The organism is Roseixanthobacter glucoisosaccharinicivorans (genome assembly GCF_043195095.2).
Lineage (GTDB): Bacteria > Pseudomonadota > Alphaproteobacteria > Rhizobiales > Xanthobacteraceae > NCEH01.
This window is the reverse complement of the sequence record NZ_CM195538.1, coordinates 4,635,549-4,655,215: the sequence shown is the minus strand read 5'-3', so window position 1 is coordinate 4,655,215 and position 19,667 is coordinate 4,635,549. Positions and strand designations below refer to the sequence as shown.

14 protein-coding genes are annotated in these 19,667 nt (G+C 66.3%); all 14 read right to left on the bottom strand.

What is annotated here, in order from left to right:
• Positions 1-43: 43 nt before the first annotated feature.
• The 14 genes from tssG to V5F78_RS21405 all read right to left on the bottom strand — a co-directional run bounded on the left by tssG (position 44) and on the right by V5F78_RS21405 (position 19,550).
• The gene (gene tssG, locus V5F78_RS21470) at positions 44-1,138 is read right to left on the bottom strand and encodes a type VI secretion system baseplate subunit TssG (protein ID WP_394071954.1); all 1,095 of its coding nucleotides are present in this window, start codon (positions 1,136-1,138) and stop codon (positions 44-46) included.
• Entirely contained in the window at positions 1,102-2,931 is a 1,830-nt protein-coding gene (tssF, locus tag V5F78_RS21465) for a type VI secretion system baseplate subunit TssF (protein WP_394071955.1), read from the bottom strand. The genes tssG and tssF overlap by 37 nt, the downstream gene beginning before the upstream one ends.
• The gene (tssE, locus tag V5F78_RS21460) at positions 2,924-3,388 is read right to left on the bottom strand and encodes a type VI secretion system baseplate subunit TssE (protein WP_394071956.1); all 465 of its coding nucleotides are present in this window, start codon (positions 3,386-3,388) and stop codon (positions 2,924-2,926) included. The genes tssF and tssE overlap by 8 nt, the downstream gene beginning before the upstream one ends.
• Positions 3,385-4,215 (bottom strand): type VI secretion system accessory protein TagJ, encoded by an 831-nt coding sequence (locus tag V5F78_RS21455; protein WP_394071957.1) that lies wholly within the window; start codon positions 4,213-4,215, stop codon positions 3,385-3,387. The genes tssE and V5F78_RS21455 overlap by 4 nt, the downstream gene beginning before the upstream one ends.
• A gap of 23 nt (positions 4,216-4,238) precedes the next feature.
• Positions 4,239-5,825 carry a type VI secretion system contractile sheath large subunit gene (gene tssC, locus V5F78_RS21450; RefSeq protein ID WP_394071958.1) on the bottom strand — a complete coding sequence of 529 codons (1,587 nt, stop codon included), beginning with the start codon at positions 5,823-5,825 and terminating at the stop codon, positions 4,239-4,241.
• Between the two features lie 42 nt (positions 5,826-5,867).
• Positions 5,868-7,364 carry a type VI secretion system contractile sheath large subunit gene (tssC, locus tag V5F78_RS21445; RefSeq protein ID WP_394071959.1) on the bottom strand — a complete coding sequence of 499 codons (1,497 nt, stop codon included), beginning with the start codon at positions 7,362-7,364 and terminating at the stop codon, positions 5,868-5,870.
• Positions 7,365-7,366: 2 nt separating this feature from the next.
• Positions 7,367-7,885, bottom strand: coding sequence for a type VI secretion system contractile sheath small subunit (gene tssB, locus V5F78_RS21440; RefSeq protein ID WP_394071960.1), 519 nt, complete (start codon positions 7,883-7,885; stop codon positions 7,367-7,369).
• Positions 7,886-7,961: 76 nt separating this feature from the next.
• A complete protein-coding gene (gene tssA, locus V5F78_RS21435; RefSeq protein ID WP_394071961.1) occupies positions 7,962-9,083 on the bottom strand; it encodes a type VI secretion system protein TssA in 1,122 nt (373 codons plus the stop codon).
• A gap of 182 nt (positions 9,084-9,265) precedes the next feature.
• Entirely contained in the window at positions 9,266-12,811 is a 3,546-nt protein-coding gene (gene tssM / locus V5F78_RS21430) for a type VI secretion system membrane subunit TssM (protein ID WP_394071962.1), read from the bottom strand.
• Positions 12,812-12,845: 34 nt separating this feature from the next.
• On the bottom strand, positions 12,846-14,339 hold the full coding sequence (gene icmH / locus V5F78_RS21425) for a type IVB secretion system protein IcmH/DotU (RefSeq protein ID WP_394071963.1): 1,494 nt from the start codon (positions 14,337-14,339) through the stop codon (positions 12,846-12,848).
• Positions 14,340-14,471: 132 nt separating this feature from the next.
• On the bottom strand, positions 14,472-15,806 hold the full coding sequence (gene tssK / locus V5F78_RS21420) for a type VI secretion system baseplate subunit TssK (RefSeq protein WP_394071964.1): 1,335 nt from the start codon (positions 15,804-15,806) through the stop codon (positions 14,472-14,474).
• The gene (locus tag V5F78_RS21415) at positions 15,803-16,867 is read right to left on the bottom strand and encodes an FHA domain-containing protein (protein WP_394071965.1); all 1,065 of its coding nucleotides are present in this window, start codon (positions 16,865-16,867) and stop codon (positions 15,803-15,805) included. Before V5F78_RS21415 ends, tssK begins: the two co-directional genes overlap by 4 nt.
• A 17-nt stretch (positions 16,868-16,884) precedes the next feature.
• Complete coding sequence (locus V5F78_RS21410; RefSeq protein ID WP_394071966.1) at positions 16,885-17,472, bottom strand: DUF6931 family protein; 588 nt, start codon at positions 17,470-17,472, stop codon at positions 16,885-16,887.
• Positions 17,473-17,483: 11 nt separating this feature from the next.
• Positions 17,484-19,550: a type VI secretion system Vgr family protein gene (locus tag V5F78_RS21405; protein ID WP_394071967.1), complete on the bottom strand. Its 2,067-nt coding sequence runs from the start codon at positions 19,548-19,550 to the stop codon at positions 17,484-17,486.
• Positions 19,551-19,667 lie beyond the last annotated feature (117 nt).

Genomic DNA, 19,667 nt, shown 5'->3' with positions numbered 1-19,667 from the left:
GTGCACGCTTCGATGGGGAGGAGAAGGAGCGAACCGGCGCGAATCAGCCAAGCCGGCCAGCGGGGAATATGGCGTCCGAGCGATCGACCGGGCTCGGCGCGGACAGGATCCATGCGGTCTGCCCGAGGCGGGCGGCGCCCGCATCGTGCGCGGCGCTGGCAAGGCGCGCCGCCGGCACAGCATCGGCCTTGATGATGACATTGATGTCGAAATCGAACTCCAGCCCGCAATAGAGCCGCACCAGATCCACGATGCGGTTGGATTCCGGCCCGCCGGGCAGCAGGTCCTGCAGGCCGTCGCCGTCCACCGGGCCGATCACCACGCGGAAGCAATCCTGCGCCGCCCAGGCGCGCGACCCGAGCATGGCGCTGGAATCGAGCCGGCAGTGGAGACCCTGCGGCGCGCCCGCGGACGGCAGGCGCGTCTGTTCGGACGGGGCCACGGACAGCCAGCCGCCGACGAAGGAGACGATCGAGACCGGGTGCGCCAGTTCATTCACCAGCAGCGCCTCGAGCCCGGACATGGGCCGCGCCTCGCTCGCGAACAGGCCCGCATGGTGCAACACCACCTCGTCCGCCAGCGCGAGACGGTCGTGCAGCGCCGGCGGGCTGAGCCCCACCAAAGCGCGCAGGACGATAGTGAAGGGGTCGGGCGCCTTGGGCGTGCGCTGCTCGTGGGAGGCGGCGAGCCGGTACTTGGTGGAGGCACGATAGAATTGGGTCACCGCCCGGTGCTGGAAGATGTCCAGGAAGGCGGCGAAGGCGGGATTCTTCTCGTGCAGGCTCTGGGTCGCGAGATTAGTGTAGCCGTAGGGCATCACGCCGAGCGGCCCGATGAGGCCAAACAGGGCGACCGTGAGCTGCACCGGCCCTTCGCCCTGCGGGGCGACCGCACGGGTGATGGTGGCGGTGGGATATTTGAGCGAGGGCTCGGAAACGAAGCGCACCGCGTCCAGATGCACATCCCGCTCGTCGCCGAAGGCGGACGACCAGCTGCCGCGCTGATCGTGCCGCGGCCCCTGTTTGTCGCGCCACCGCCGCTCCAGCACGCGCACCGCCTGGATCAGGTCGAAGCTCTCCGGCGCGGCGATGAGCTGCTCGATTACAGTAGCGGACGGTATCCGGCGCGAGCGGGCCATGTGCACAGGGTTCCTGACTGTCCCTTGATCGTGGCGGTCAGCCGCGTGAAGGAATTGATGGAGGCATAGAGCCCGAAGAACTGGTCCAGCACCATGGCGAAGAGGAACATGGAGCTGCCGCTGAAATTGGCGGGATCGAACTCGATGCCGATGTCGATGCCGCGACAGATGGCGTCGCCCCAGGCCACATCACCCGGCCGCACCGGCGCGCGCGCCGTGCCGCGCTGGGCGGTCAGCTCGACGATGCCGTCGATCAGCCGGTAGCTCTCGGCGGAATCGCGGAAATCATAGAGCCGCAGGATTTCCTTCAGCGCTTCCAGGCCATGGGCGCCGGAAATCGAGAGATGATTGAGCAGCAGATGCGACACCAGCTGCCAGCGATGCCCCTGCCCTGGCCCAAGGCGCAGCGTGCGCGTGGGGGGCGAAATGCAGCTGATCTCGCCCACCGTGCCGATGCCGTGCACAGGCTTGAGGTAAGGATGTCCGCCGCCATAGGGCAGCTTGGAGGGCAGGTCGCGGTTGAGGCACAGCGTCTCCAGCGAGACCACCCAATCCTGCTGTCCGGTCGGGTCGCGATCGAGATCGACGAACGAGAGAAACACCTCCGTGCCCGGATCGCGCCCACCGGCGGGCCGGCGGGATGCGGCCCAATAGGCCGGGGCATTCACCTCGCGGCCGGAGCGACGGCGGGCATAGAACGGCAGCACGGGCCGCTGCTCGCCATCGGCGTCGGTGCCGATGACCGAGAGGATGGAGTGCACCTCTAGCACCCCCTGCCGGCGGGCATCGGGAATGACGCGATGCTCATAGCGGTTCTGCGAGAGCACCATCGGCTCCGCGCGCTGGGGAAACAGATTGATGATGGGGGTGCAGCCGAGCGCGAACAATTCGCGCGAGACGGTGCGCTCCAGCGTCACGTCGGTGCGGTCGAAATAAAAGAACACATCCATCGCCGCGCCCGCGTCGCGCAGCACCTTGGCGGAAAGGTCGATGTCGAAGAACAGGAACTTCTCGGGGAAGACGAAGAATTCGGTCAACAGGCGATAGGCATGTTGGGACTGCGGAGGATAGGGCAGCATGTTGTCTTCGGCGGCGAATCCCACCGGCGAGACCGCGCTTGGCGGCAGGATCACCGGATTCTGGTCGCCCACCCCGTCCGCCAGGGCGATGGAGACGGTGTTGTTCAGGATGAATTGCTGGAGCGTGTAGACCTGATGCGGCTGGCCGCGCAGATACACCCGCAGCTTGTCGGGCTGAAGCTGGGTGAAGGTGACGCCGGGCGTGGTGCAGGCAAGCGAGAGACGCAGCACGGCGGCCGCACCTTCTGCGGCGGGATTGGGCGGCGCCACCAGCGGGCGGCCGGTCATCGAGGCGTCGTTCAGCACGATCGGCCAGAGCGTCACGGGATAGCGGGTGCGGAAGCGGCAGACCTCGCCCTGCACCGCCTCCGATTCCAATTCGGTGTCGGCGGGAATGAGCTGCGGCCCGGTCATCTCCGCCTTGGGTTGGAACTGCACCGTCGCCATGGAAGGGATGGGCGCGAGATAATGCGGGTAGAGCACTTCCAGCAGCGCATTCACCAGCTCGGGAAATTCGTCGTCGAGCTTGCGGCCGATGCGGGCGTTGAGGAAGGCGACGCCCTCCATGAGGCGCGCCACATGGGGATCGTCGATGGCATCGCCCGACAGGCGCAGATGGCCCGCGATCTTCGGATTGGCGCTGGCGAACTCGCTCGCCATCTGCCGCAGATAAGCGATCTCGCGGTTGTAATAGGACAGAAGATCGTCAGTCACTGCGTGCACTCGTAAGGGAGACCGTATTGCCGAGCGGGTCGATGAGGGTATCGAAGATCATGGGCTCGGGGGAGGGCTCGATCAGGATCTCCGCCTCGATGCGCATGCGCAGCGACCGGTCGCTGGAATCCACATTGGGCACCGCACTGACGCGCATGTTCGCGAGCCGCGGCTCCCATTGCCGGATGATGTCGCCGATCTCCTCCACCACCTGCGCGCGCCGCTGTTCCGTGGAGAGATTGACGGTGGACAGGCACATGACGCCGAAATTGACCAGCGAGGTGTCAAGCTCGGTCAGATCCGCCGCCCAGCCGATCACCCGCCGGTCGGTGTTCAGCAATTCCTCCAGGTCGCGCCGCAAGCCGTCGCGGAACGCGGCCACGGTGGGCCGGTCCGTGTCGAGCAGGCGGTCCACCAGCGAGAGACCGAGCGGGGCGAGCTGCTCCGGGCGCCTCATGCGGCGGGAGCGTCCTGCTGCGCGGAAACCGCCGAGGTGAAGGCGAGCGCGCGCAGATCGAGGATCGAGACGCTCTCCTCACCCACCAGGAAGCAGCGCAGGCCCTGGCCGGTGACAAAGCCGGCGCGGTCCTCGATCCAATCGGTCTCGCGGCCGAGCCGCAGCGCCTCGCGCAGCTCGCCGGAAAGCACGGGATAGGTGGCGGGAACCACGACCTCGCCTTCCGGCCCGCCGCGCACGCTCATCTGGACCGTGCGCCAAGCGCTGTCGAGCGGACGGCTCGGCACGGTGAACACCGCCTCGTCCACCTGCTCAAGGGGAATCCAGAAATATTTGCCGGTCACGGTCATCACTTCGAAGATGCCGGCGGTGAGATCGTCGAGGTCGCGGAAATCCTCGAACGGCGCGCCGTCATGCGTGCCGCCGACCACCGGGCGGGCCTCCTCGGCGCGCGCGAGGCAGGCGCCGGCTTCATCGGCGCGGCCCTCGCGCAGATGCATCAAGGCTTCCAGGCGCAAGGTCACATGCTCGGGCGGCGTGCCGGCGAATTCCGGCAGGCGGCCTTCGGTCCACACCTGGCGGCGCGCCATGTCGGCGCGCACGAGCTGGCGCAACGCCGCGACGCGCACGGCGGTGGTGGGATCCTGGGTGGAGATGGCGTCGAACTGGCGTTCGGCCCGCTCCAGATCGCCGGCCACGCACAGCAGCTCGGCCAGCAGGCTGCGCCGCTGAATGTCCTGCGGGGCGGCCTTGACCTCGGCGTTGCCGGCGGCGATGGCGTCGCTCAGACGGCCGGCTTCAAAAAGCTTCAGCGCGGATTCGGTCATGGGAGACTCTCCTGGACGTCGGTTCAGCCGGTCCGCGACGCGGCGATGGCCACGTCCGTCACGAGCTTGAAGGTGGTGAAGATCTGGTCGAGCTGGAAATGCGGGCGCAGATGCATGACGCAGGCGAACGTGCCGGGGCGGCTCGGCACCGCCTTCACCTCGACGCTCGCCTCGCGCAGCGGGAAGCGGGCCTTCATGTCGGGGCCGGCATCGTCATTGCCGAGGCAATAGGAGTGCAGCCAGGTCTGGAGGTCGCGCTCGCACGCCTCGGCATTGACATAGGCGCCGATGCGATCGCGGATTTTCACCTTGGCATAATGGGCGAAGCGCGAGACGCACAGGATATAGCGCAGCATGGCCGAGAGGCGCGCGTTCACATTCGCCGCCGAATGTCCGCCCGCCGGCACCTTCTGGATCGACGGGCTGGAATGGAACACCAGATAGGGCGTGTCCTTGCAGACATTCACCGTCATGAAGCCCATCTGCCAGAGATCGAACTCGGTCTGGTTGGCGATCGCAAGCTCGCTGCCGAAGCGATCCACCACGCCCGGCGTATCGGTTTCCGCGCTCGGCGCCTCGATGCCGGTGACGAGGCCGTTGTCGATCTCGTCGCGTCGCGTGCCGCAGATGTCCGCGAACCAGCCATGCAGGTCGAAAGCGCGGATCAGGACTTCGCCGAAGGGATAGATCGCGCTGCCCCAGCACATGTCGTCCTCGGTGAGGCCGCGCAGATCCTCGCGATAGCGAAAGCCGACCCCGCTGACGCCATCCTGGGTATAGGGCTTGCGCATGAGCACGCGCGGCAGCACCAGCCCGAGGAATCGCACATCGTCGGTGGCGCGCAGCCGCTCGAAACGGGCGTATTCGGCGCCGCGATAGAGCCCGCTCAGGCTGGGCAGGTGGCTCAGCTCGGAAAAACTGTCGAGGCCCAGCATCCGCGGGGAGGCACCAAGGATCGCCGGCGCAAAGGCGGCCGCGGCGACGCCCGCCAGCCCTGCGAGCCCGGCCACATCGTCGGTGGGGTGATCGAGCGTCGGGCGGTGCTGCACCTGGTAGTCGCACAGCAGCACGCCATAGGGCAGGCCGCCCGGCATGCCGAATTCTTCGTTATAGACCTTGCCGAACAGGTGGCTCTGGTCGAAATCCGAGGCGCGGTCGAAATCGGCGCACACCTCGCTCCACGACAGGTTGAGCACACGCACCACGACCTTCTGGGCCGAGGCGGCGCAGGAGGCGAGATAGGCCAGCCCCCTCCAGGAGGCCTCGAGCGCGCGGAAGCGCTCGTGGTGCAGCACCGCGTTCAACTGGTCGGTGAGCAATTCGTCGAGAAACGCGATGTCGCGGTCGATCAGGCCGGCGAGGGCCGTGCCCTTGGGCATCTGCGCCAGGTCCTCGCCGAACCAGGCGATGAGGGCGCGCAGGGGATCGTCCTCGGCCAGAAACGCGGTCAGGCGCGCGTCATCGGCGCGTCCGAGCGCCATGTCGATGGCGTGGCGGCGCAGCGGCGACGGCAGCGGGACCAACAGGTCGAGATCCGACGCCCGTCCCGCGCCCGGCATGGGGCCGGGCCCGGAAGGCGATGCCTCCGGGCCCGGGTGCAGTTGGTCCACCAGGGAGTCCAAACGGGTGTCCTCCCGTGGCGCTCAGTTCGTTCAGGACGCGGTCGGGATGCGGGCCACCATGCGCAGCGAGGTGGTCAGCTCTTCCATCTGCAGCCACGGACGCAACCAGGCGACCGCGTTGTAGGAACCGGGCTTGCCAGGGATCTCGCGCACTTCGACCTTGGCTTCGGCGAGCGGATACTTGGCCTTCATGTCCTGGCCGGCATCGGGATTGCCGTTGACGTAATTGATGATCCAGCGGTTCAGCCACTTCTCGCAATCGCTGGCTTCCATGAACGAGCCGACCTTGTCGCGTCCCATGATCTTCAGATAATGGGCGAAGCGCGAGGTGGCCATCATGTACGGCAGGCGCGCCGAGATCGCCGCATTGGCGGTCGCCTCGGGGCGGTCGTACTTCTTGGGCTTCTGGGTCGTCTGCGCGCCGAAGAACACGGCATAGTCCGTGCCCTTATAGTGGCAGAGCGGCAGGAAGCCGAGCTTGGACAGTTCAGCCTCGCGGCGATCGGTGATGCCGATTTCCGTCGGGCACTGCTGGTCGCTGTCGCCGTCGTCGGAGACGAACACGTGGCTCGGCAGGTTCTCCACCTTGCCGCCGCCCTCGGCGCCGCGGATGGCGGTGCACCAGCCGTGCTGGGCGAACGCGTCGGTCAGGCGCACGCCGAGCACATAGGCCGAGTTCATCCAGGTGTAGTCGGAATGGTTCATGGCGCGCGGCACGCCATTGACCACCGGGGCCTCCTCATAATCGAACGCTTCCACCGGCTTGGTGTCGGCGCCGTAGGGCAGGCGGGCGAGCGTGCGCGGCAGGGTCAGCGTGACGAAGCGGGAATCCTCGCTGTCGCGGAACGAGCGCCACTTGGCATATTCGATGGAGTCGAAAATCTTCTCCAGGTCGCGCGGCTTGGACAGCTCGGTGTAATCATCGAAGCCGAACAGCTTGGGGCTGGAGGCGGCGATGAACGGGGCGAACGCCGCGGCCGCCACGGAGGACATCTGCGTCAGCAGCTCGATGTCCTCGGGATGGTTGGAGAATTCGTAATCGCCGATGAGCGCGCCATAGGGCTCGCCGCCGGGGCTGCCGAACTCGGTCTCGTAGATCTTCTTGAAGATCGTGCTCTGGTCGAATTCGGAAGACTTGGTGAGGCTCTTGTAGAGCTCTTTCTTGGTGCAGTTCATGACGCGGATCTTCATGCCCGCGCCGGTTTCCGAATTCATCACCAGATAGTTCAGGCCACGCCAGGTGCCTTCCAGCTTCTGGAAGTCGGGGTGGTGCATGATGGCGTTGAGCTGGGTCGAGATCTTCGCGTCAATGCCCTTGATGGCATTGTTGATGGTCTGCGACAGATTCTTGGAATAGGTGACCGTGCCGGACATGGCTTCGCGGGTGAAGGTGCGCAGCAGTTCGGCGGTGCGGTCGGGATCAGTCTGCTTGGTGGCAGCGATCGCCTGGTCGAGGAAGGAGGGGGTACCGGCTTCGGCGACTGCGCCCTCCGGGGCGGCGCCGTCCTGGGTCTGAGCGTCGGCCATGATCAGCCCTCCTTCTTTTCGGTTTCGGCTTCGAGCCCGAGCTGGCTGCTCAGCGTCTTCAGATCTTCTTCCTTGGTCAGGATCTGCTCAAGCAGGCTTTCCAGGTTTTCCGAGCGATCGGCCTTGGAGAGCAGGTCGCGCAGCTGGTCGCGCGCTTCCATCAGCTTGCGCAGGGGCTCGACGCGCTGGACCACGGAGGCCGGATCGAAATCGTCCATCGACTTGAAGCCGAGCTCGACCATCATCTGGCTGCCGTCGTCGGCGAGGGTGTTGTCCACCTTGATCTTCAGGCCAGGGGTCATGCGCGCCAGGATCTGGTCGAAATTGTCCCGGTCGATCTGGATGAACTTGCGATCATTCAGCGGCTTCAGCGGCTCGGTGGGATCGCCCGAGAAATCGCCGAGCACGCCGACAACGAAGGGCAGTTCCTTCTGGACGACCGCGCCCTCGGTCTCGACATCATAGGTGATGTGGACACGCGGCTTGCGCACGCGGTTTAGCTTTTCGTGAATGCTGGGCATTGCGCTTCAACCCCTTGTTCTCGGCTACGCAGTTGGCGTTACGATTTCCGACATCCGGCGCTGCGGCCGGGCGCGGTCAACTCTCCACTTCCGGCGCCTTCAGGCCGGAGGCAATGTAGAAATACCGGCGGGCATCATGGTCGATGATCAGCTCGTCCAGGAGCTGGGCGAGCGGCATCCGCCCGCGCCGCACGATCTCCTCCAGCGTGTAGGAAATCGGCGAATGCGGCTCATGCTCGCGGAAATAGGCGGCGATCCGCAAGATCTGCCGCAACGCGTCCTCGCGGTTCGAGGGCGTGCCGAAAGCCGCCGGTGTGCCGCTTGGCGTGGCGCCGGCGGCGCCCTCTTCCCCAGGAGCCTCGGATTGGGAGGGGTGCATCTCGTTCTGCTGCGCGGCCTGCGCCAGCTTGTCAGAGGCGAACACCCGCACCGCTTCCAGGATGCCGGTGAGCACGCCGCGAATGGTGCCGGCCGGGGGAGCATCGCGCCCCACATGGACGCTGAACGCCTCGGACAGCGCGTTCAGCGCCTCCAGGCAGGCTTCGAGCTCGGCCACGAGATTGGAATAGAAGGAGGCCGGCGTCGCCTGCACCGAAGCGGTGAAGGCGTCGAGCGTCAGCCCGCCCGCCGCGAGCCGCGCATCGCGCTTGGCCTGGTCGGCAATGTGGACGATATCGTTCGCCTGCTCATACTGCCAGAAGGCATAGGCCGGATCGCCGGCGGTGATCGGCAGCTTACGCAGCGGCTGGATCAGCGTGCCCTGGCCGTCCACGCCATTGAGGCCGATGAACGGCGCGAGTCGGGCCTCGTTCCCATCCTCGTCGGGCAGCGGGTGGATGCCCTCCCAGAAGGTGCTCACCAAGCCTTCGGCCGCCTTCAGCGCGGTATAGAGGCCGCTAAAGCCGTCGATCCGCACCATGCCTTCGATCATCCAGGCCATGACCTCGAGGTCCTTGCCCTCCACGGACAGGATCTCCCCCGACAGATCGACCACGTCGCTCCACTCTTGGATGGGGGGCGCGCCGTCATTGTCGACATCGTTGGCGCGCTCGGTGCGCCGGGCCATGGCGCGCGCGTCCTTCACCCGCAGATAGCGCGAAGTCACCGAGATATCGGCGCGCGGATCGGTGCCGCAAGGCGCCTCCTCGCTGATGGGCTGAAGCAGAACTTCAGGATCAAAAGTGGTTGTAATGGCCATGGGTTACCGAGCGTGCCCTAGATGTGCTGCACCCGATTGTCGATGCGCGCAGTCGCATCGCCGTCGCATCGGGAAATACGCTATCGGATGTGTCGGCTGGAAGCTAGGCCGGAGACCAAAACACCATTGTGACAGCGCAATATTTGTGCGGGCGTGGAATTGTGCAGTGCAAGCAGAAGTTATCATGGCACCAACGAGGGTAGGCACTTGAAGCCCGTCATCGGGTTCTGGCGGAAAGGATTGTTCACGCTCGCGGCGTCGAGTGTGAATCCGGCCGAGCGGGGGCCGAGATTCACGTTGAAGGAGAACCGATTCGCGGAGATGCGGCTGAGCCCGCGCGCATTCAGGAACCGGAACAGCGCCCAAGGCCCGTTCACGGTGATCGAGGACGGCTGGCCGCTTTCCTGGGCGCCGAACTCGACCCGCATGATGCCGGTGGCGCCCGGCCATTTCACCGCCAGCGCCTGCGGCGGCCCGTATTGGTAGATGATCGACTGGCCGTCGATCTCCAGCTTCACGCGCATGGCGCCGGGATCGAGGCGGGTCGGCGTCACATCAAAATTGAGCTGTGGCGCGGTGGCGCCGGCGGGAAAGAACATGGCCCGGATGCGCGCCGCCTGCTCGAAATAGCCGAGCGCGGCGACCGTGATATCGGGCCGTGCGCTGGCATTGGACAGAAGCTTCCACGGCGCGATGCTGGTATCCACAAACGGCTTCAGCTGCTTGTCGAAGAACTGCTCCAGCAGGCCGCCGGGCGCGAACATGCGGGTGAAGTCCGGCAAGGTCGCCTCGTTCTGCGAATTCTCGAACGGATAGCGCCCGTTGATCGCCACCTGGCAGAACGGCAGCACCTGCGCCTTCCATGCCGCGTTCATGTCTTCACGCACGCCCGCATTGGTGATGGTGGAGGTCTGCCGGACCAGGGCCATGATGGATTCCGCCAGCGCCGGTGGGGCGGTCAGCGTGCTCATCCTCAACTGCCCGAGAATCTGCGCGAACGCAGGGCCAGAGGTCAGTTCGGTGACCTGCGAGGGGCTGGCGTCGCCCGCGCTGGCGGCCGGGCCGATGGCCATGCGCAGCTGGGTCAGCGCCTTCACCACATCGTCCACCGGACTTGGAGTGCCGGAGACGAATTTCTGCAACCCGGCGAAACGGTCCGTCACCGGCTGGCCGGGCGAGGGACCGCCGCCGAGCAGGCTTTCCAGCTCCGCCTTGGCGGCGGAAGCGTTCTGCACCGTCGTGGGTTTGGCCGGCGGGGCGAGCGTCGTCTGCTGGGCCACCGCGCTCAGATACATCTTCAACGGCGACGGCGGCCCGATCAGCGCCTGAAGCACCGCCATTTCCTGCTGGAGCGTGCTGAAGGGCGCGATGGTGACGTCGCTCAGCAGGTCTTCCCACTGGGCGGCATAATCGCTGGTGTAGAGCGCCAGCATGTCCTTCTTCAGCTGGTCCGTGCGCACCAGGGTGGGCGTGTTGGGATTGGCCGGCGTGCGCACCCAATCCTCGCGCACCAGGGCTTCCGCCACCTTGGATATGGCCGGCAGCACGATGGTGAAGAAGTTCGCCGCCGTATACATGCCCGCGATCCCGTCGGAGAGCGACTTGCCGCTGCGCCGCACCAGGGCATACGGGGCAAGGGGCCCCGCCGCTTCCGCCAGGGTCCAGGGTGTCAGGTCCTTCACTTCCGGCAGGTCTTCCAGGATCGCCAGGCCGCGCTCGGCCGCGGGATACTGGTTCAGCACCGCCCGGGCGCGGGCCACCAGATTGTTGTTGAGATCTAGCTTGGGAAATCCGGCCTGCAACAGATTGGTCAGCTGCGTCACCAGCGCCGCCCGCAACGGCGCCTGGGCCGGGCCGGGATAGGCGTTCGCCCAATCCTGCCGCATCCAGGCGATCACCAGGTCCTTGTCGATGGGCGCGACGCCGCCGAACATCAGATAGACCATGAGCGCGCCATAGAGCGCGCTGGGCTTGCCCATGTTGGCCTCGATCTGCCCCTGAAGGCGCAGGTCGAGACGGGGCAGGAACAGCGTTTCCAGGGCGTCGGTATATTCCGAGCGGGTGGCGGCCGCGAGGATCGAGGTCTGGCTCAGCCCGGCCGTCAGGTTCAGCGGAACGTCCCGGTTGCGGTCGTTCCACCCTGTCGGCATCGCGGCGAGCGTGGTCAACGCCGGGATCGTGACGGACAGGTCCCCGTCATCGGGCTTCACATTGGTGCTGTTGCGGAGCGGTGCGATCACCACCTTCGCCTTGTCGGCGGCCCGATCCACCTGCTCGATCAGGTGGCGATTGCCGACGAAGCTGGTCGCCCACCAGAGCGAGAGCCCCGCCGCCAGGAAGGCCGTGAGCGCGGTGAGGGCCCAGGTCATGCGCTTCTGGCGTCGCTTCAGCTCGGCATCCACTCCGACGAGGCCGGCCTCGCCGAAAATCACCTTCTCCAGCGCATCATGGATGAAGAAGCCGGTGCGGCGGCGCTCCACCACCGCCGTGCCGCCTTCCGGACGCTCCTGCGGGATCAGGCGATAAGGGCTTTCGCTCGCGGCATCCTCGGCGTCCGCGCTGGTGAGATAGAGGCCGCGCAGCAGCAAAGGGCGCTCATAGCCGCTGGGCTTGAACATGTCTTCCAGCAGGTCGCAGATCGCCGGCTTCACCGCCGCCAGATAGGGCAGGAACATGAAGGTGTCGAAGCGCCGTTCGGTCTCGGCCTCGGTGTTCACCCGGTTCAGCACGCGCGGCAATTGCCATTGCAGGAGATTGTCGTATTCGCGGTTGAGAAACGCGAACATGGTCTCGCCGTCTGCGGTGAGGCCGTTTTCGTCGCACAGCGGGAAGGTCAGGCCGAACACACGGTTGCGCTCTTCAACGGTGATGCCGTCGAAGAAGGCATGGAAACCGGGAATGCGGTCGGCCTTGGTGATGACCACATAGACCGGAAACCGGACCTTCAGGCGGGTCTGCAATCCCACCAGTTGCTGGCGGATGTCGGCGCCATGGGTGAGGCGGTCGGTCTCGCTCCAATTTTCCAGGTCTTCCAGGCTGATGGTCAGGATGACGCCGTTGATGGGCTGGCGCGGCCTGTGCTTCTTCAGCAGGCCGATGAAATTATTCCACACCTGCCGGTCGCTGCCGGAAGCGACGCCGTCGCCCCGAAACGGACCCTGGGTGTCCACCAGGACCGCCGCATCGGAGAAGAAGAAAGCGCAGCTGTTGCCGGCGGCGATCTGCCCGCCCGGCCCGTCGCGCCGATCGTTCACCGGAAAGCGCAGGCCTGAGCGGCGGATCAGCGAGGTTTTGCCCGCGCCGGCGATTCCGGTCACGAGATACCAGGGCAGTTGATAGACGTAGGAACGCCCCCAGCGGTGCGACAGGCGCATGCGGCGCAGCACGCCGAGCGCGCGCTGCATGCCCTCGGCCATGGCGGAGGTCTGCGCTTCCACATGCTCATCGCGGGCGGGCACCACCCCGGCCGGCATGAGTTCCTTCTTGTCTTGCGGCAAGCCGCCCGCCGCCGGTGCCGGCGCGGCCGGCCGCCAGCTCAGCACGATCAGAACGCAGATCAGCACCAGCACCAGAAGCGCGAGGACGCGGGGTGTCACGTCCTCCAGCGGCGCCTCTCCGGCGATGCTGAGATGCGGGGCCAGGAACCAGATGGCGAGGGCGACCAGGGCGGCCACCACGATCAGCACCACCCAGCGCCAGAATGCGCGCGATGTCAGCATTTTCACCATGGAGATTGTCCCCTCACCTGGGCTCTGCGGGGCGCTATTGGGGAGTCAGCACGATTTCGACCCGCCGGTTGGCCTGGCGGCCCTCGGGGGTCGCATTGGATGCGATGGGATCGGAGGATCCGCGCCCGGTGGCGCTGATGCGCGCCGGGCTGCCCATCTCGGCAGAGAGGAAATCCGCCACACGGCCGGCGCGGGCCTGGGAGAGAACCTGGTTGTTGGGATAGGTCGCGGTGTTGATGGGCACGTTGTCGCTATAGCCGATCACTTCGATCGTGCCGGGGGTTTTCATCAACGCCTGACCGATATGGTTGATCACACTGGTGAATTGGGCACGGATCCCGGTGCTCGCGGTGGCGAACACCTCGCCCACGGTACGGATCACCACCTTGTTGTCCTGCTTGATCACCTGGAGCACCCCGGCCTTCTGCTCGGGCGCGAGGAAGGTGGAGATGATCTGGTAGGGATCGGGCGCGGGCACCACCGGCTTGGGGGGCGCGGCGGGGACCGGCGCGGGCTGGGCCGGCGGCGCGGCAACCGGCGCCGCCGCCTTGGCCACATGGGGCGCCGGCGCGGCCAGCAGGGCCGAAACCTTCTCGGCCGCGAGGCTGCTGTCGTGCCGCAGCACCGCGGAGAGGGCGATGAAGGCGGCAACCAGCAGGGTGCCGAGGATCGCCCCGCCGACCCAGATCGGCAGCAGGTCACGCAGCTGGTGCTGCTCCACGCTCACGCCGCGCCATTTGGGCGAGAGGTCGGTCTTCACCGGCCCCTGGGCGCTGCGCAGAATCTGGAAGATCTCCTCGCACAGATGCGCGAGTTCGCCCGCCCCGTTCGCCGCGAGGCGATATTTGCCCTCGAAGCCGAACTCCAGGCAATAATAGAAGAATTCGATCTCCTTCAGCACCGGCTGCGGCGCCGCCATCATCTGGTTGAGCAAGGCGAAGAAGCGCTCGCCGCCCCAGGTCTCGCGGAAGAACATGGAAATCATGCTCTTCGAGGACCAGAAGCTGTCCTTGCCCCAATTGGTCTTCAGGACGCCGTCATCCACGGTCGCGGCGAGCGCATATAAGGTGATGCGCACCTGCTGGGAATTCAGGCCGTTGGCGCTCGCCTGGGCCTCGAAATCCTGGAGCCCCTGCACCAGGGTCTGATGCAGCCATTCGATGTCGGGGGTCTGGGTGGTGGCCTCGACGCTTGCGAGAAGATCGAAGATCGGCGCCGCGAGGCCAAGGCTGGGATTGTCGCGATAGACATCGAACGCGGCATAAAGGGCATCGGAGCGCTCGGTCCCGGCCGGCGGCCCCTTGCGCGGCGCGGCGCGGGCATCGGACCCGCGTGGCGCGGAGATGGCCGGGCTCTGGGGCGGCGGCGCGGACGGGCGAGTCTGTTCGAACGGCGGGTTGGGCGCGGCACGGGCGCGGCCGGCCGGGGGCGGCGGCGGGGCTTTTACCGGACCATCGGCGGGCGCGGGAACCACGGACCCAAGCTGGCGCGCAGCAACAGCCGGACGAGCGAAAATGGTGTCATCCATATCTCCTTCGCTCGGTCCGTTGCGGTTCATGTGATCAGTTTCCAGCCTGGTTCATCATACCCCGTGCGCGTTGAACTTGTGATGCTTTCCTGTTGCGATCCTATGACCAAGCCCTGAAAGCTCCGCTTAACCTTAATTGCGGATCGCCCACATCTCCATATGCACACCGGGAAAATCGCCCGCGAGATGGACGGCGATACCGCCCGACACGGCCAATTGCTTCCAAAGCGGACTGGCCGGCTCCAATTCGAAATAGACCGCGCCGGCATTGTAGGGGATCTGGCGCGGCGCGAGCGCCAGCGGCCTTACCCTGATGCCCGGAAGCTGGACGTTCACAAGCTCGCGGATCTGCTCCACGGGACCGATCTTGATCAGCGCGGGCAGCGACCGGCGGATGGTCTCGCCCGGCATTTCCGCTTTCACGACCAGCACGAAATTGGCGCCGGAAATCAGCGTGCGGTCCTGGATCGTGCCGACGCGGATGCCGTATTTGCGATCCTGCAGCGGGATCTGCACCGCGCTCTGCTCCAGCACCGCACTCAGCGAGCGGCGCAATTCCACCATCACCGGCTCGAATGTCTCCTCCAGATTGTCGTGGCGATAGACCGCGAAATCGCGTGGGCGCTTCTGCACGGCAGTGAAGGTGGACAATTCCCCGGCAAGCTCCAGGAAGGTGGCATAGAGGCGCTCGGGATGCAGGCCGGAGAGCCGCGCCAGATGGGCCAGATGCGGCTCCGCCCGGTTGATCACCTGGAGCATCAGAAAGTCGGCGATCTCGGCGACGCCGTGGCTGTCGGACCCGGTCACGCGCGGGGCCAGCGCCTCGCCGCGATGGTGCAGCATCGCGGTCAGCTCGTTGAGAAAGCCGGAAAGCGCCGGCGAGGCGGCCGCGTCGAGAAACGGGGGAATGTAATTGGCATCGAGCCGCACCTTGCGGTCCGCCCCCACCTCCGCCACCCGCGCCAGGCCGAGGCAATGGAAGCCGCTGCGGTCCTGATTGTGCAGCAGCAGCTGAAGCCGCAGCTTGGCCGTGCGGATGCGGGCGGTGTTGTTGGAGCCGCTGATCTCGTCCACCACCTCCATCTCTTCGGAGCCGAAGCGGGCGGCGGAATTGCGCATGGTGCCCACTTCCACATCCGCCGCGCCACGCTGGCGCACCGGAATGCAGAGATAGACGATGGAATCCGTAAGGCTCACCGGCAGGTCGATGGGCTCGGGATGCTCATGATCCTCGGGAATGTCGAACGGCGTGCCGTCCTCGAACACCCCCTGGCAGCGGTCGAGCGCGAACTTGCCCAGCGCCAGCAGGTCGCGATTGATGGACAACGCGCGCAGCCCCCAGGGGAACGGGCACAGCCCCTCCACCCGCAATCGAACCAAGCGCTCCAGATAGCGGTCCTGCTGCTGGAAATGCTGGGCGCGCAAAAACATGCCCTCGGACCAGACGACCTTGCCGTTGGTGTTCATCGCGTGTCGTCTCCGTCAAAGGGGCGGCGGTAGGGGGCCTCGGGGTCGGGGGGCTCCCATGCGTCCGCCGGCGATTGCGCGTGCTGGGCCGGACCGCGCGAGAAGTCGCGGTCGGCGCGCAGCTGGCCCGATATCCGCACCGACAGGCTGACCAGGGACAGGCCGGCCCATTCCGGATCCAGCGCCGCGAGCCGCGCCACGGCTTCTTCCGCCGTGCCGGCGAAAATATCCTCCGCACCCTGGGCATCCGCCGCCTCGGAAATGCGGGCGAGCGCCTCCACCAGCGCGAGCACGGTCGCGCGCGGCAAGGCGGGCGCGTCTTCGGTCGCGGGCGGGCGCGCACCGCCGAAGGGCGGGGCGGGATCGTCGAAAGGCGGGATCGGTGCGCCGAAGCCGGGGCTCTGGCGTGCCGGGGTGCCCAGCACCTCCTCCTCCCAGCTTTCGGGAATATGGGTGTTCACCGGCGTCACCGCGCCGAGCGCCTGGAGCTCGGCCGGCACGTGGTCCGATTCGGTGGCATTCTGCCACGGGCTGGTCGCAAACAGCGGGTCCGGCAGGTGCGCCGGCGGATCTTCCGTCCAGGGCAGAAGCGAGGTGGGCGAATAAGGCGTGAATGCCGGGCTGCCGCCGATCTGCGGCGCCTCCGCGAACGGATCATCGGCCGGCGGACGGGGGGCGGGACGCGAGCCGGCGGCGCCGGGCAGGATCGCCAGGAACGGGTCGCGCTGCGCCTCGGCATCCTGGAGGCTGGCCTGGAGGGTGACGCTGGCGAGGTGCAGCAGGTCGCCGTCGTTCAGGATCACGGAATTGCCGCGCCCCAACGGCTGCTCGGCACTGTTGACGAACAGGCCGTTGACCGACGTGTCGATCACAACGAACACGCCAGCCTTCAGGTCGATGGTGCAATGGTGGCGGGACATGAGCCGCGCCGGATCCTCGATAACCCAATCGTTGTCATCCACGCGGCCGATGCGAAACGGCCCCTGCGTGACGCTGCGCGTGCGTTCGTGCAGCGGCAGGTTGGCCGGATCGACGATGGTCAGGCGAAGGCTCGGTGCCATGCTCCTCATGCGCTCCTTCAGGTGGCGGGCTGTCCGCTGCCACCATTGGCGATATCCGCGCCGATCATCAATGCCGCCACATGGCGTTCGCCGATGGTTTTGGCCGGACCGGGCACGCAGCACAGAAGCAGGGAGGCGCCGATCGCGCTGCCGGTCAAGGCATCGCCCGGCGGCACCACGAGCACCGATTCCGGCGGCGCGAGGCTGCCGCCCGACCAGAAGGTGCCGAGCGCGGCATAGGCCCCGGCGGTCTCGAACTTCAGCGCCTCCGCCGGGCGATAGGCCGCCCGCCGGTTCGCTTCGGTGGGCTGGTAGACCCAGGCCTCTGCCGCGTTCCACGCGGTGGTTTCCTTCTCCGGCAGTTCACCGGGCAGGAAGCGCTGGCGCGCCGCGCAGGCCCACCACACCGCCTCGCGCCGCGGCAGGCCGAGCGCCAGGAACCGCAGTGCCTCGGTGGTAAGCTCGGCATCGGCGAGCGCCTGGATGAAGCCGGCGGCCGTGAGACCCGGCGTCAGCAGCGCCAGCGCCTCCTCGCTCGGCTCGAGCTGGGCTGTGAGATGCTCCGCCAGCGCATAGCGCAGCTTGGGGAGAAAACCGAGTTCCATGTTCCCCTCCCCTAGTTGATGGTGACCAGGCCGCCCTGAACCTGCACCGTGCCGCTGCCGTTCACGGACACCATCGGCCCGCTGACCGCAACCTTGGCGGTACCGGAAATCGTGACCTGTGTCGCGCTGATGGCGACGCCGCTCTGGCTGATGGTGATGGAATTGCTCCCCACCTTGAGGGTGATGGTCTGCGCCGCCTGCAAGGTGATGCTGCCGCCGTTGCATTTCAGCGTCGCATTGCCCGATCCCAGCGTCACGGTCTGGTTGCCCTGGCTGATGTCGGTGGTGGAATTGCCTTGCGAGACCGTCAGCGCGTGATTGCCCTGGCTGACCGTGGTGGTGGAATTGCCCTGCGAGACGGTGAGGGTCTGGTTGCCCTTCGAGACCGTCAGGTCCTCGTTGCCGGTCGTGATCGTCACCGCCCGGTTGCCCTTGGAGACGGTGACCGTTTCATTGCCCTCGGACACGGTTTCGGTGCGGTTGTTGGTGATGGTGATGATCTGGTCGTGCTTGACGTTCAGCGTGTCGTCATTCTCCACGTCGCGCGTCTGGTCCTTCTGCGCGTGCATGTAGATCAGCTCGGCGCCCTTCTTGTCGTCGAAGCGCAGCTCGTTGAAGGTGGTGGCATCGCCCCCGGTGGTGGAGCGTGTCTTCAGCCCGCTCTGGGTCTTGTTGTCGGGCTGCGTATAGGGCGGCATGTTGGTGGCGTTGTAGACGCAGCCGGTGATCAGCGGCCGGTCGGGATCGCCTTCCAGGAAGCTCACAACGACTTCCATGCCGACGCGCGGCGTGAACAGGGCGCCCCAGCTGTTGCCCGCCATGCCCTGCGACACGCGGATCCAGCACGAGCTTTTCTCGTCATTGGTGCCGAGCCGGTCCCAGTGAAACTGCACCCGCACGCGCCCGTACTTGTCGCAATAGATCTCCTCGCCCGAGGGGCCGACAACGGTGGCGGTATGGGGACCCGGGATCAGCGGGCGGCGCGTCACCGGCGGCGGGCGATAGGCCACGCTCGCCGGCAGGGCGGTGAAGCGGTTGGAATAGACCACGTCCTTGGTCTGGTTGCCGATATGGGTGGGATCGCGCGCCTCGTGGGTGACGGTTGAGAGCACATAGGGCTTGCCCTGCTCCGCGGCGACTTCGTGCTTGGCCATGGTGAATTTGGAGCCCGCCTGGAATGAGGCGTATGTCGCCTCCCCGCGCACCACCGAATAGGTCGCTTCCACCGCCTCCATGCGCACCCGCGACAGCGAGGTGCCATCGTCCTTCTTCGTATAGTCGCCGGGATAATCGTAGATTTCCCAGGACTTGAAGGCCGAATTGGTGAGCACCGTGGAGGTGGTGGAGGTGAGATCCGTGGTCGGCTGCTCGAAATTATAATCGTCCAGCGTCGTCTTGCCGGATTCGAAATGATACGAGGACTCCCAGTGTTGCACCGCCACCGTCTCGCCGCTCTGCGGCTGGGCATGCTGCACGCTCTTGTCCGCGCAGTCGGTGTATCCCGCGGTGCTGTCGCTGAGGATCAGCGTGTGCTTTCCGTTGGTGTGCTGGAAATAATAATAGATCCCCTCTTCCGCGAACAGGCGGGTGAGGAAATCGAAGTCGGTTTCGCGATATTGGACGCAATACTCGCGCGCCGGGTGCGAGCCGGTGAGGCCCTGCTTCTGATAATCGGTGATTCCGCCGTCCGAGAACAGGGTATCGGCAATCTGCGTGACGCTCTGGTTCTGGAAGATGCGGCAGTCCGCCGTGCGGGTGAGCAGCCAGAATTTCGGCGCCAGCACCGCCTCGTAGCGGCGCATGCCGTCCACGGTCTTGTCGGCGGCCAGGAAGGAAATCACGATGCCGTTGATATAGCGCGGATCGGCGCCGGGCCGTGCGATGGCCACCGTGATCGGCTTGCCCAGCAGGCTGTCCGGGGTGATGGCGGTGTTGGTCGACACCATGGAGAGGGTGAAGCGAAACAGCTGCGACAGCCCCTCCGTCCCCGAAAACGCCGTGGCGATAAGCACATCGCCGCCAAGCGGGGTGGTGAGGGTCAGCAGGCGATCGGTCTGCACCGGCGCTTCGGTACTCATAGGTCAGGTCCCGTGGCGCGCGAGGCCTGATCGGCGTCCCGCGGCGCAGTTTGAGCGCGGCACAGTGTAACCCGATGCCAGAACGGGCAAAGCCGGAATGCGATGGCGCGCGCCCCG

What these genes read in the sequence shown, in the direction of transcription:
- V5F78_RS21405 (WP_394071967.1), bottom strand. Translation starts at nt 19,550, where the DNA reads ATGAGTACCGAAGCGCCGGTGCAGACCGATCGCCTGCTGACCCTCACC.
- tssA (WP_394071961.1), bottom strand. Translation starts at nt 9,083, where the DNA reads ATGGCCATTACAACCACTTTTGATCCTGAAGTTCTGCTTCAGCCCATC.
- icmH (WP_394071963.1), bottom strand. Translation starts at nt 14,339, where the DNA reads ATGGATGACACCATTTTCGCTCGTCCGGCTGTTGCTGCGCGCCAGCTT.
- tssG (WP_394071954.1), bottom strand. Translation starts at nt 1,138, where the DNA reads ATGGCCCGCTCGCGCCGGATACCGTCCGCTACTGTAATCGAGCAGCTC.
- tssM (WP_394071962.1), bottom strand. Translation starts at nt 12,811, where the DNA reads ATGGTGAAAATGCTGACATCGCGCGCATTCTGGCGCTGGGTGGTGCTG.
- tssB (WP_394071960.1), bottom strand. Translation starts at nt 7,885, where the DNA reads ATGCCCAGCATTCACGAAAAGCTAAACCGCGTGCGCAAGCCGCGTGTC.
- tssC (WP_394071959.1), bottom strand. Translation starts at nt 7,364, where the DNA reads ATGGCCGACGCTCAGACCCAGGACGGCGCCGCCCCGGAGGGCGCAGTC.
- tssE (WP_394071956.1), bottom strand. Translation starts at nt 3,388, where the DNA reads ATGAGGCGCCCGGAGCAGCTCGCCCCGCTCGGTCTCTCGCTGGTGGAC.
- V5F78_RS21455 (WP_394071957.1), bottom strand. Translation starts at nt 4,215, where the DNA reads ATGACCGAATCCGCGCTGAAGCTTTTTGAAGCCGGCCGTCTGAGCGAC.
- V5F78_RS21415 (WP_394071965.1), bottom strand. Translation starts at nt 16,867, where the DNA reads ATGGCACCGAGCCTTCGCCTGACCATCGTCGATCCGGCCAACCTGCCG.
- V5F78_RS21410 (WP_394071966.1), bottom strand. Translation starts at nt 17,472, where the DNA reads ATGGAACTCGGTTTTCTCCCCAAGCTGCGCTATGCGCTGGCGGAGCAT.
- tssK (WP_394071964.1), bottom strand. Translation starts at nt 15,806, where the DNA reads ATGAACACCAACGGCAAGGTCGTCTGGTCCGAGGGCATGTTTTTGCGC.